Genomic DNA, 13678 nt, shown 5'->3' with positions numbered 1-13678 from the left:
CAAAGGCCCCGTTACCAGCTATCGGTACCGGGGCCTTTTTTGTGTCTGGCACGGCCGCTTAATAATCCAGTTTAAACTGAATACCCGCCTTGCTGTCGATTTCGCTGGTTTCACTGGTAATTTTGATATGCGGGGTGAGTTCTATTTCCACCTCGACGCCGCTGGATCCCGGTGTGGTGCCCTGTTTGGTACCGACATAAATATCATCGGTCAGATATTTACCCGCCTTGACCGTCGGCCCGTTTTCACCGCCATCCACACTAAGAACATCCGCGCCGATAAAGTTGCGGATGGTGCCAATCACATCAAGACCGCCCCCACTGCCCGAGAGTTGCGCGGCGGCATTGGCAAGCTGAACGGCCTCGACCGCGCTGAGGCTGCCTTGCGATTTACCAAACAGGACCTGCGACAAAATTTCGTCCTGTGGCAGGGCTGGCTGGGAAGTCAGGCTGAGTTTCGGGTCGGTTGCCGGACCGGACAAAGAGGCCGTCACGGTCAGATCATCGGTTGTATAGACACCGACAATATTCAAAAGCGGATCGGGCGGTTGTGCGCCGGAAAACGTAATTTTGGAATCCTTGATGACAAAGGTTTTGCCAATCAAATCCAGTTGCCCGCGCAAGGCCCGCAATTCGCCGACAATTTTGGGGTTATCCGCGCGGCCGGTAATATCAAGGTGCCCGCCCCATTCGGAATCCAGGCCCTTGCCCCGCACAAACAGACGTCCCGGCACGTCCACCTTGGCATTCAAAGTGGCAACAAAACCGCCCGAATTCTTTTTGGCGTCTTTTTTCTTTTCGCCATCCTGGGTTTTTGCCAGATTTTGCACATTCAGTTCGGGGACCGATGCGGGCAGCGCCACGCTTAAATCCACTTCACCACGCCGTAATGTGACCGTGCTTTCAATGTCGGCCTTTTTTTCATCACCGGTGACATCCACATCGACATCAGTCCAAACCCGCAATTCATCCATGCGGGTGACGGCCATATTGCGCATTTTAATATTTGCCGTGTAATCCACCCCGGCACCCAGTTTGACATCGGCCTTGCCAGTCAGCGAGCCCTGCCCGCCATCATCGGCGGTCAGCCGGGTTAACTGAAAACCATCGTTATTAAAGTCACCATCCAGCACAATGTCCTGAACCAGAGTGCCATATTGCAAATGTTCATAGCGGCCATCACGCAAGGCAACGGTCCCCTGCCAAAGCGGCGTGGCAAGCGTTCCATCCACACTGGCATCAAGTTTCAAATTGCCCGAGAGCGAATGGTCCGGCAACGGGACATAAGGCCAAAATTGCCCGATATCGCCATCAATTTTGGCCTGTGCTGAAATCGGTTCATTCTCGCGTGCGGCAAACCGGGATTTCAGAAACGACACATCAACCGGCACTGTTCCCCTGGCGGTTAGGACCTTCAAATCAGGACGACCCATTTCAAGATCGGCATTCACATTGCCATCCTGCAAATCGGCCTTTAATTCCAATGTCAGCGGCGGTAACTGCGACGCGGCGGCAACGCTGATATTGCTGATTGTCCCGTCGATGCGGGCTGTCGCCGGTTTTTTGGGGGTTTCTTCGGCAGTGGCCTTTAAGGTCAGCTTGCCATCCAGCCCGGAAATGTCAAACATCGCCCCCCAGGGCCCCAGGGCAATATCTGCAACATCCACTGTGGCAACAAAACGTTTCCCCGGCACCAGATCAAGCTTTGCCCCAAGCGCGCCATTGCCAATTGCAATATCGGCATTGGACGCCATACGGCCATTCGCACTACGACGAAATTCCAGCGGCGCACGCAGGGATATATGCTGTGTACCCACATCGGCATCAAGCTTGCTGGCCGTGAGCGCAATATCATTGGCGATGGCAATTTCCGCCCGGGTATCGAGTTTTACCGGAATACGGTTTTGTACCATTGCCCGGGCTTTTACATCGACATCCAGTTTCTTCAAAACACCTGCCAATGTCGCCTTCAGGGTTTCAACGCGCCCGGCATTGCTGCCAATATCGCGCCCTTCCAGGGTCAGATTAAGGTCGGGATCGGTGAAAGCATTATCAATGCGGCCCTCAAGGCGCACATCTTCCAGCCGGGCGGTTTCAATGCCGTCGGGACCGACCATACGCAAGCCTTTTGCCCGCGCCTCAAGCGCAATATGCTGCGCAGCATTTTTGGGCGACAGAGTGACATCAGCCGTGATCCGGCCATTGGCAAGCGGCACGCCAAAGGCCTGTGTCATCACCGCATCAAGTTTATTCAACGCAATGTCACCCTTTAACGGGACGGCATAGCCCGGCATGGCAAGATGACCGGCCAAATCGATATGATCTCCGGTCAGGGCAATGTTTGAAACCGTCAATCCATCGGACGGCAAGGCAAGATCGGCATTGATTTTATAAGGCGCATTCTGCCACGAAAATCCGCCGCGATTGCGCAATTGCAAGATTTTGCCGCCATCGCCCTTGACGGGTTGCCAAACCATATTGGTCGCCAGTTTGACGTCCGAAAACACCTGATCCGACGTTTCAACAATAGGTGCTGCAAGGGTGATTTTGCCTTCAGGCGCCGCCATTGGCCCGTTCAGGGCAACGGTCAGCTTTACATCCTTGCCCTTTAACGATACCGGGATTGAGGGCGGGATAATCCCGGCCTTAAGCCCCAGATCTGCCGTGACCAACAATGTATTAAAATCATCGGTGATATTAACCTTACCCGCCCCCGCAATATTTGCCGCCTGGATCGTGTTTACATCCACCGCGAGATCCAGTACCGGGCTAATGGCCAGATTGGCCTTTATGACCGGACTGTCGCCCACCACATGGTCCAGTTCGGCAATGCCAAAACCCGCCTGTTGGGTGGTGATATTGACTTTGGCCTGCCCGCCCTGGGTGATATTCCAGCGAAGACCGGAAATATCGACACGTCCCTGGCCGGTTAAATCCATGCCGGAAATGGCGGCAAATGCCGACAGATCAGAAACATCCGCGGTCAGACTGGCATCCTTCACGGCCCCCGTATCGTCAAGCACGGCTGTGGCCCGGGCGTTGATTTTAGGGGTTTGCAGGTTCAGGTCTTTGACCGTAATTTCGCTAAAATCACCGGTCGCATCTGCGGTTAGCGAAATATCCTGTTTCTTCCCGGCCATTTCCCCCAAAGCAGCATCCCTGAATTCATGCCCAAGGGTATGAAGATCGGCTTTCAGGGCAAAATCATCGCCATCGGGAACCAGATTGGCCGTTGCAGTCAATGTACCAATTGTCGAGACGGGTGTTTCAATGCCGGATGCGGAAATATCCGCATCAATTGCGGGCAATGCCAAATCGCCCTTTGCACGGGCATTCAGGTTGAGTTTCTGCCACCGCACGGCGTTATCCAGAAGCGCACTTGCCGTCCCGTCAATATCCGATGACAGGTTGGCATCAAGGCTGTTATCGGCAAAATTGATTTTGGCCGTTCCACTAGCCGTTAGAAGCCGGTCCTTGCTGACATTCAGGGATGCAATATCAAGCAGGCTGTTTTTGCCATCGAAAACACCATCGGTTTTAAGGGCGACATCACCGCGCAAGGCAGGCGGCAAAGAATTTGCCAAATCGCCCAGGCTTTGCGCCACCACATCGAGACCAAAGCCAATATGTTTTTCATCGCCCATTTGCACCTTGACGGTACCATTAACACAGGCAAGGCTGGTTGCGGTAAATTGCAAATCGCCTGTCCAGTCATTGGCAGGGCCACTGCCCTTTAACGACAGGGTGACGTCCGGGGCTTCGGTTTCGGTCAGACCTGCCAGGGCCATGCCAAGGCCCTTGCGGTCCAGGTGGCCTTCAATATCAGCCTTAAGCTTCTGGCCTTCGGCATCAAAATCAAGATCAGCGCGAATATAATCCGCCCCGCCATCCAGCGGTTGCAGGTTCAGCGCCAAAACCGCCGAAAGGTTTTGGCTGGCACGGGCGTAACCGGAAAGCTGATAGGAAAAAACCCGCCCATCCGCCGGATGGGTAATATGAATTTTGGGTACATCAAGGGTTTCAAGCGCGAATGATACCGGCAGGGTAAAACCGCCACTCTCCTCGGTTTGATCATCCGGGCTGGAGGATGATGCGTTCGGCAAGGTTATGTTCAGTGCCGATGCACCAACGCGCTCAATTTCGACTTTTGCCCCCAGCAGCGCCAATGGCGACCAGGCCAGTATCAGATCGTCGCCGTCAACCTTCAACCCGGTATCGGGCATATCCAGGTTAAGCGATGACACCGACAGGCTGTTCCACAAACTGCCCTCCACCCTTCCAAGGGCAAACTGGCCATTGATCGCATCGGAAACCGTGCGATTGATCCAGGGTGTTAGAGAGCGCAATACCGGGCCCGTCCCGGCGATGAAAACCAGCAGCACCAGCATAACAAGCAGGGCCACAAACCCCAGCACTGCACGCTTAAGCCAACCCAGGACACCCCTTTTGCGCGGGGTTTTGGCCTGTTGGGCTGTTTTATCGGTCTTGTGTGTTTCAGCCATTAAAATGCCTGACCCAGGCTAAGATAGATCTGGTAGTCGTCATCAATATTATCGCGTTTATCCAAGGGCACGGCAAAATCAAACCGGACCGGGCCAATGGCGGTGTAATAACGCAAACCAAGCCCTGTCGCCCACATCAGGTCGAAATCCTTGGGCGTGACGGTTTCATAAACATTGCCCCCCTCGACAAAGGGCACCAGGCCAATGCTGTCGGTAACACGCGCGCGAAATTCCAGCCCTGCTTCAAGCACCGACCGCCCGCCGACCGGGTCACCGTCTTTATTAAGCGGCCCCACGGTTTGATATTCATAACCGCGCACCGAACCACCACCGCCGGAATAAAACCGTTTGTTTGACGGCAGTGAAGAACGTTCATCGCCAAAAATACTGCCAATACGGCCCCGCCCTGCGAGAATATAGTGCCCCTTTTTGTCAAAGGCATAATATTGCGAGCCATCAAGCGAGACCGAGGTAAACTGGGTATTCGCCCCGGCAAGACTGACATAAGGCGATACCGTGAGTTCCAGCCGGTCGCCTTCTGTCGGGTCAAGCGGATTATCGGTATTGTCGTGGCGCAAAATACCGCGCAAACCGCCAAGATAAAACTCCTCGTTCGGGGAATCCGGCCCGGTCAGATCAGAATATTCAACTGTAACGCCATAGGTCGCCGACCAGTGTTTCCAGAACCGGCGTTCAATGCCGGTAAAGGCATTTGCCAAATTACCATCATAGGCATCGGTGGTGTAACTGGTGGCCTCGCCGTCGGCAACCAGGGCCTGTTTGCGACGCAGGAATTGCGGCTTGCGAAAACTGGCCGATGCGCCCTGTTTCAACCCGGAACCTTCGAGCTTCAGGCGCAGCTTTTCGCCCTTGCCAAACAGGTTGCGATGTTCCCAAAAGGCATTGGCACCGGGTCCATCGGCCGTTGAATAATCCAGCCCGCCACCAATGGTGCGATGATCGCTTTCCTGAACACGTATTTCGATGGGAATTTCACCATTTTCCCCAACCGGACCAACAGGCTTGACGATCACGGAATTAAAAAGATTGGATTGCGCAAGGTCGCGCCGCGTTTCGCTGACTTTTTCCGGCGAATAGACATCGCCTGAATCCCAGACGTGATAGCCGCGAATGAAATCGGCATCGACTTCTGTGGCCCCGTCCACAGTGATTTTGCCAAAGGTCGCCTTTTTTCCCGGCGTGACTTCATAGGTAACGCGAATGGTTTTTTCCGCCGTATCGGCCATAACCCGCTTTTGCCCGGCCTTTGCCAGCGGATAACCCTCGTTGCGAAACACATCAAGCACACTTTGTTCGGCCAGAATGATGGGTTCTGCCTCGGCACGCATCCCGATCGACAAATTGGCGGTTTTCAGTTCGGCATCCGTCATCGAACGGGTTTCGGATGTGCCATCGGGATGAACGATCTTTAACTCGGCATCGGATAAAAGATAGGGTGTTCCGACATCAATCCGGTACTGCAAAATAACCGGGCGGGGCGCATCCGCCTCTTTGGAATCTGCTGTTTCTTTTTGTGCCGCAGGCTCGGCGTTATCACCGTCACTTTCCGGCGCGTCTGCGTCATCGATTTTTTCAATATCGTCAGACGCAATTTCACTTTCGCCATTGGCAGGCGGTGTGTCAGCATCGCGAATATCATAATTCACAACAGCATCATAAAAGCCAAAAGACCGCAAAACCCGGACAAACCGTTCCACATCGTCATCAGCACGGCGTTCCAACCCGGCCCTGGTTGGCGTTGGCCGGTCTTTAAGGCGAATGGTCGTGCTATTTTCGCGAAGAGCGGCCAAAAGGCGTTCTTCCTGCGGGTCCAGGCCCTGAAACGTCACCGAATAGGGTATGGCCCGGGCAACATCCTGGGGCGCATCGGAACTTTCGCCATTGGCGAAGGGCAATTTATCGGTAAATGAACAGGCTGAGACCATCGACGCCCCGAGACAGACCGACAACATCATCAACCGTTTTTTCAATCCCCCGGATGGCGGATAAACCTTATGTGGAAACACCCAAGTCCCTTTTGTGCCTGTGTCCGAAATTGTCTTTCGGAATATTATACGCAGCCCGCGATCAAATGTTTCACGAGACATTGTTAGAATGCGGCGTTTCAATGCCAATTTACCATGCGTGCCATCAAAAAATGGCAACCACATGACCGTTATTTTGGCATTATTATACGTGACCTTCACGCAAATGAACGGCACTATCAAACAATAAAAATTTTGCGACTTTCCCCGCAAAACAAACCGCTACTGTATCGGCCGCAAAGGTTACGTCCATGCCACATTCCCAAATCACGCCCATCGTTGTTCGCACTGCGCGAAAAGCCGATATTGATGGCCTTTGCGCCATTGAAGCCGCGGTTTTTACATCCGACCGGATGAAACGCGAGACTTTTTTGCGGTTTTTACGCCAGCCCACCGCACGGGTTCTTGTGGCCGATGCGGGCGAAGCGGGCATTGTCGGCTATGGCATGCTATTGCTGCGCGCGGGCAGCAGCACGGCACGCATTTATTCACTGGCTATTGACAACAACTGGCGCGGCAAAGGGCTTGGCACCCAGTTGCTGGCGGGGCTGGAAAGCGTCGCGATTGAGGCAGGATGCGACAAAATGCGCCTGGAGGTCCGCGATGACAACCCGTCTGCCCGGGTTATTTACGAGCGGCATGGATATATCGATATTGCCGCCCTGCCCGGCTATTACGAAGATGGTGCCGATGGCAAACGCATGGAACGCCACCTGTTTGACGCGCCAAGCCAGCTTTCTCCGGCCATGTCAACCGGGGCACCCCTTATTCTGGTGGATAATTTGCGTGACCTGCCCTTTACCGTGGCCGGGGCGCGCGTGATGAAAGTGCGCGATTACCTGGCCCTTAACCACGGTATTCGCAATCGCCGCGTTATCAATTTGTGCCATTCCTATGAATATCTGTCGCGCGGCTATTATTGCAGCCTTCTGGCCGCAGCCCGCAGCGAAAGGGTGATCCCCGAAGCCGATGTGCTGCTGGATCTGAACTGGAAGCGCCTGCAAAAAACCGCGCGCGCGCAAATTGGCCCGATGATTGCCGACGCCCTTGCCAAGCCCGGCGGCGAGCGGCCCGACCATATTGATGTGTATTTTGGCCGCACCACCGATAAACGGTTTCGCGACCTGGCCCAGCGCGCCTTTGACCAGTTCCGCTGCCCGATCCTGCGGCTGCATTTAAACAATGGTGACAAAAAACTGCTGCGCGAGATCGAGGCACCCTCGCTGCAACATTTAGATACCAGCGAAATGCCCGCCTTTGAAGTCGCCCTTAAGGCCTATTTGCGCGGGCGGGTGCGCAAACCTTCAAACGGGCGGGCGCCCACCGCGCTTGTCGCCATTCTGTATGATCCGAACGAAACATTGCCGCCTTCCGACAGTGACGGACTGGCGTGTTTTGTACAGGCGGCAAGCGACCTTGGCGCACGGGCCGAACTGATTACCGCAAAGGATTTTCATCACCTGTCGGAATTTGATGCCCTTCTGATCCGCGAAACAACCGCACTGGACCATCACACCTATCGTTTTGCCAAACGGGCGCGCAAGGAGGGCATCCCGGTGATTGACGACCCGGACTCCATTTTGCGCTGTACGAACAAGGTTTACCTGGCGGAATTGCTGCGCACCCATCATATCCCGGCGCCGCGCAGCGCGATTTTTGACAAACGCCGGATCGAGGAAATTGGCAAACAGTTCAATTTCCCCAGCGTATTAAAGGTGCCTGATGGATGCTTTTCGCGCGGGGTGCGCAAAGTTACGTCGCCCGAACATTTGCAACAGGTGGCCGGCGAGATGTTTAAAAATTCGGAATTGCTGGTGATCCAGGAATATGTCGAAACCACCTTTGACTGGCGGATTGGCGTGCTCGGGGGTGAACCGCTTTATGCCAGCCGCTATTTTATGGCACCGGGGCACTGGCAGATCGTCAAACATGAAGATGACGGCAAAAATTACGAAGAAGGCGGCTTTGAAACCGTGCCGGTGGAAAGCGCGCCTGCCAACATTGTTGAAACCGCTCTTGCTGCTGCGCGCCTGATGGGCAATGGGCTTTATGGTGTTGATGTCAAGGAAACGCCCTATGGCCCAATGGTGATTGAGGTAAATGACAATCCCAGCATTGATGGCGGTGTGGAAGATGCCGTGATCGGCATGGATTTATATCGCCGCATCATCGCCCATTTATTAAGCCAGATCGCACAACCCTGGGCAATTTGACGCAAAAAAGCCGGTCGCTCTGTTTGATTGGAAAGACCGGCTTTTATTTATGCTTTGGCGATAAAGACCGCTGCCTGAAGCTTTGATCGGCCATAACGTGCCATCAAATCAAATTCGTGGCGCAGGATGGGCACGGAAACACAATCGCTGCCGTTATAGGGCTCGTCATCCTCGCCAATATCGGGGTCGGTCACGTAAACAAACCGGTCATCAAAGCCCGAAACCACCACCCAATGCGGAATTTTATCGCCATAAATGCGATACTGGCTGATCAAAACCAGCGCCATTTGCCCATCGCGCGTGTGACGTTCGATGTCATCAATGCCAAAGGCCCCGGCTGTTACGGGAATGCCTGCTTCGGCTGCCTGATCGGCAAAATCGTAATGCACCAGTTCAACCACCTTGCGGTTTTGGTCCTTGCGCACGGTATCGACAAATAACGGTCCCTCGCGCGAGACAAGAACTTCGGCCTTAAACCCCCGCCTGTGTGCCGCCAGTGCCAGTCCCAATGGCCCACAGCCACCATGACCGGATGTCATGAAAATGGTGGTTGCCTCGCGCCAAAGGGCAATTTCGCTGCTGCGGTCCATTTCAATGGCGGGGTTCAAGGCATTCATCGCCATCATCAGAGATGCCGGACCACAGGTAAAAGGCAGGGTTTGATGATAAAAATGCAACGGTGACGGACGACGGAGGGATTGCGGCACCAAAACCTTTTCCATGCGCAAAGCCGGGCTGTGATCGGGGTAATAATCGGGATAGAGGGCGAATTCCTGATAGCCGTTTTTACGATATAGCGAAATGGCCGCCCCATTTTGCGGATGGACCTCCAGGCGCAATATGGGGGCACCAAAGTCCAGCGTGGTTTCCTCGGCCCGGCGCAGCAACATTTGCCCGATACCGGCCCGCTGAAAGGCCGGTTCCACCGCCATGCTATAAAGGCGCGCCAAGGCGGTGTTGCTGCGATGAATGACCACCACATAGCCAATAACGGCATCGTCACACACTGCGACCCAAAACCGGGCGGTCGTACTGGTCATGAAATGCCGCATGGTGCGGCGCGTCATGCGGTCCTGATCAAAACAGGTTTTTTCAATACGTACCAAAGCAGCAAGATCGGCATCCGTTGCCAGACGCAAGACAGGGTCAATCATATAGATAAAGCCTTCGGGATATGCGGGCGGTACCAGAGTTACTCTGCTGGCCGGGAAACAGCATATTTTCCCCGAAATCCCCAAATTGCCCAGTGCAATTTATGCAATCCGGCACGGCGTAAGTGCCGATGGATCAAGGGTTGCCAGCGCATCATATTGCGACAGAAAAACCCGTCCGGTCAATTCAGTGACAAAACCACTGGGATCAAGGCGATCCATCACCGGGCCTTTGACCTCTGACAGATTAAAGCTCACCCCGGAATCGCGCAAACGGGCATTAATTTCATGCAGGCTTTCAAGGCCGCTTGAATCAATTTCATTGATTGCCGAACACATTAACACAACATGCTGCAAGGCCGGATTTTCGGCAATCAGGGCATAAATGCGGTCCTCCAGATAGCGGCAATTGGCAAAATACAGGCTTTCATCGGGACGCACGGTAAGAACCGATGTGCCTGTCGCCACATCATGGCGCAGGACATTGCGAAAATGTTCCGTGCCGGGCACTTGCCCCACAACAGCAATATGCGGGCGACTGGTACGATGCAAATACAGCATCAGGGACACCACCACACCACTGACAATGCCCGGTTCGATCCCCCAGAACAGGGTCAGAGCGATTGTGACCATCATCGCGGCAAAATCGGCACGGGAATAGCGAAAAATATGGATGATGGCTGTAACATCCACCAGGGTTAAAACCGCAACAATGATGGTGGCCGCCAATGTCGCCTGGGGCAAATAATACAAAACCGGAGTTAAAAACAGGGTTGCAGCCGCAATACCAATTGCGGTCATTAAACCCGCCGCCGGGGTTTGCGCCCCGGCATCAAAATTAACCATCGAACGGGCAAAACCACCCGTGACCGGCAAACCACCCGCAAACCCCGCCCCCAGATTGGCCATGCCGAGCGCAATCAGTTCCTGATCGGGGCGAATACGCTGCCGTCGTTTTGCCGCCAGTGTCTGGGCGACAGAAACGGTTTCGACAAAACCGATCACACTGATCAGCAAGGCGGGCAATGCCAGTTGATGCCATAATTGCAGGTTAAAGGACGGCATGGCAAAGGCCGGAAACCCCTGCGGGATTGTGCCGACAATTTTAACCCCGTGCGATGCCAGGTCAAAATACCAGCTTGCCAATGTTGTGATAATCACCGCCAAAACCGGCCCGGCCCGGACAATGAAGGTGGCCCACATGCCAACCAGCCCCACACGATGTAGAATGGCTGGCAGCCCCCGACGCACCCAAAACAGGAATCCCAGGCAGCCAAAACCCAAAATGACGGTGGGAATATTGATATCGGGAAGATGGGACAGCAAAGCCGCCAGAATTTCCGCCAGATTGCCTTCGGTTTTGGGCACGCCAAGCAAATGCCGCACCTGACCAACCGCAATTAAAACGCCAGACGCACTGACAAAACCGGAAATAACCGGATGACTTAAAAAATTGGCGATAAAACCCAGCCGGAACAGCCCCATCGCCAGCAAAATAATACCGGAAATAACGGCCAGAGTCATGGCAGCCAAAACCGGGCTTATGCCGGAAGGCAAATGTGCAGCCCCGATAATGGATGCCGTCATTAACGATATCAGGGCAACCGGCCCCACCGCCAGTGTTGCCGAGGTGCCAAAAACAGCATAGGCAACCAGCGGCAAAATACTGGCATATAAGCCAACCTCGGGCGGCAAACCCGCCAACATGGCATAAGCCAGACTTTGCGGGACAAGCATGATCGAAACGATCACGGCGGCGACAAAATCATTGGCGGCAAGCTGGCGATTATAACGCCGTCCCCAATCCAGAATGGGGAAAAAACGGGAAAGCGGGCGCAATTGTTATTCCTTTATGATGGTCTTTGACCTGCCCATCCCCCTTGCGCCTGCGGCCATCATCGACGGGCGACAACCTGATCACAAAATTGTCGACCCAAAGCCCCCGCGAACTGAAAACCGGCCTGCCGAAACATCGAGCAAGCCGGTTTTAGCTTAACGGCGTGCTTCAATGCGCGGCACAAGGCCGGACATGTCATAACCGGCAGTGGCGGCTGCATTGACAATGTCGTCAGTCGGCAATTTACCGGCATTGGCAAGCGACCACAAAATGGTGCAGCGCGTACCTGTACGACAATAGGCAAAAACAGGCTTGGCCGCCTTGGCAAGGGTATCAGCAAACGCATCAGCATCGGCGTCCTGGACATTGCCGCTAACGACAGGCATGAACACGGCTTGCAGCCCATGTTCTTCAGCTTTGGCACGAATATCGTCAAAGGACGGCTGGCCCGGGTCTTCCTGATCGGGGCGGTTGCAAATGATGGTTTTAAAACCGGCATCGGCAATGGCGGGAATGGCCTCCAGCGGAACCTGGGGGGAGACGGTCAATTCATCGCTAAGACGTTTCATTATGGCACTTCCGTTTTGTTATCTCGATGGCCGGACATGTTTAAAACATGTTCAGCGGCACCTTGAGATAACGGATGCCATTATCTTCGGCCGGTGGCAACTCCCCGCCGCGCATATTTACCTGGATTGATGGCAAAATAAGACGCGGCATACCCAGTTTTGAATCCCGAGCGTGGCGCATTGTAACAAATTCATGCTCGCCAACACCGTCCTTGAGATGCACGTTGTGTGCCCGTTCTTCGGCAACGGTTGTTTCCCAGCGATAATCATCACGCCCAGGTGCCTTGTAATCGTGACACATGAACATGCGGGTTTCACCGGGCAAGGACAGCAACCGCCGAACCGAATGATAAAGCGCATGTGCATCCCCGCCGGGGAAATCGCAGCGTGCCGACCCGTAATCGGGCATAAACAGGGTATCCCCGACAAAAACGGCATCCCCGATCAGATAGGACATGCAGGCCGGCGTATGACCCGGCGTATGCAGGGCACACACATGCAAACTGCCAATTTCAAATTGATCGCCGTCATTAAACAGCCGGTCAAACTGGCAACCGGTGCGGGAAAATTCGGTTCCGGCATTAAAAACCTTGCCGAAATGGTCCTGCACGATCGTGATATTTGCCCCTATCGCCATTGTCCCGCCCAGTTCCTGTTTCAGGTAGGGGGCAGCGGAAAGATGATCGGCATGAATATGGGTTTCCAGTACCCATTCCACATTCAGGCCTTCCGCCCGGATATAGGCAATGATGGCATCTGCCGAGGCATAGTTAATGCGGCCTGCCGCCGGATCATAATCCAGCACGCTGTCGAGGATGGCACAGGCAGAGGAATTCGGGTCGCGCACAACATAACTGATGGTAAATGTGTCCGGATCAAAAAACGCCTTCACAAGGGGGGCTGGCCCCGCCTGCGTGAAGGACAAAATTTCCTGCAGGTCCGTCATTTCTTTGCCTCGGCACGCCCGCCCTGATTGCCAATCTGGCAGGTACGAATACCAAACAGCCAGTATGCCGGGCAAAACCGGAAAACGGCTGTCGCCAGCATGACAGCACCCACCAGGAACGACAGCCAGGCGTAGCCCCCCATCGCCGCCATGACGCCACCCTCGCCCGCAAGCACAAAGGGCAGAACCAGAAAAACAAGACCGGCAATGAACCGTGCCGCACGATCCAGACGACCAATATTTGTCATTTCGACCTCCAATACAGAATTTCACAAACCATATATCATTAAATTATGTTTTACAAATGTAATTTGCGCATATTTCTCTGTTAAATGAACTCTTGCGCGTATCTCAGTCAGGGTTAACACCGTAATGATTGCAACTTTGTTGCAGTATAAGCACCTCCATGCTAGCTC

At 54.2% G+C, this 13678-nt stretch carries 8 protein-coding genes; 1 reads left to right on the top strand and 7 read right to left on the bottom strand.

The window, feature by feature from the left end:
• Nucleotides 1-58: 58 nt before the first annotated feature.
• Together TH25_RS04805 and TH25_RS04800 are read right to left on the bottom strand one after the other, a co-directional pair.
• Nucleotides 59-4501: a translocation/assembly module TamB domain-containing protein gene (locus TH25_RS04805; protein WP_114087304.1), complete on the bottom strand. Its 4443-nt coding sequence runs from the start codon at nt 4499-4501 to the stop codon at nt 59-61.
• Entirely contained in the window at nt 4501-6447 is a 1947-nt protein-coding gene (locus TH25_RS04800; RefSeq protein WP_114087524.1) for an autotransporter assembly complex protein TamA, read from the bottom strand. The genes TH25_RS04805 and TH25_RS04800 overlap by 1 nt, the downstream gene beginning before the upstream one ends.
• A 350-nt stretch (nt 6448-6797) precedes the next feature.
• Here TH25_RS04800 and TH25_RS04795 point away from each other — a divergent pair, with 350 nt between their 5' ends.
• Nucleotides 6798-8759, top strand: coding sequence for a GNAT family N-acetyltransferase (locus tag TH25_RS04795; protein ID WP_114087303.1), 1962 nt, complete (start codon nt 6798-6800; stop codon nt 8757-8759).
• Nucleotides 8760-8806: 47 nt separating this feature from the next.
• Here the strand turns inward: TH25_RS04795 and TH25_RS04790 are convergent, their stop codons facing one another.
• From TH25_RS04790 to TH25_RS04770, 5 genes are all read right to left on the bottom strand, one after another.
• On the bottom strand, nt 8807-9913 hold the full coding sequence (locus tag TH25_RS04790) for a GNAT family N-acetyltransferase/peptidase C39 family protein (protein ID WP_114087302.1): 1107 nt from the start codon (nt 9911-9913) through the stop codon (nt 8807-8809).
• A gap of 99 nt (nt 9914-10012) precedes the next feature.
• On the bottom strand, nt 10013-11749 hold the full coding sequence (locus TH25_RS04785) for a SulP family inorganic anion transporter (RefSeq protein WP_114087301.1): 1737 nt from the start codon (nt 11747-11749) through the stop codon (nt 10013-10015).
• A gap of 153 nt (nt 11750-11902) precedes the next feature.
• The gene (locus tag TH25_RS04780; protein WP_114087300.1) at nt 11903-12316 is read right to left on the bottom strand and encodes a protein tyrosine phosphatase family protein; all 414 of its coding nucleotides are present in this window, start codon (nt 12314-12316) and stop codon (nt 11903-11905) included.
• A gap of 40 nt (nt 12317-12356) precedes the next feature.
• Nucleotides 12357-13262 carry an MBL fold metallo-hydrolase gene (locus TH25_RS04775; RefSeq protein WP_114087299.1) on the bottom strand — a complete coding sequence of 302 codons (906 nt, stop codon included), beginning with the start codon at nt 13260-13262 and terminating at the stop codon, nt 12357-12359.
• On the bottom strand, nt 13259-13510 hold the full coding sequence (locus tag TH25_RS04770) for a YgaP family membrane protein (RefSeq protein WP_114087298.1): 252 nt from the start codon (nt 13508-13510) through the stop codon (nt 13259-13261). Before TH25_RS04770 ends, TH25_RS04775 begins: the two co-directional genes overlap by 4 nt.
• Between the last annotated feature and the right edge of the window lie 168 nt (nt 13511-13678).

Origin of the sequence: Thalassospira profundimaris, from assembly GCF_003326755.1 — a bacterium.
Classification (GTDB): domain Bacteria; phylum Pseudomonadota; class Alphaproteobacteria; order Rhodospirillales; family Thalassospiraceae; genus Thalassospira; species Thalassospira profundimaris_B.
Note: the sequence above shows the minus strand (reverse complement) of the source record. Positions and strands in the feature narration are given on the sequence as shown.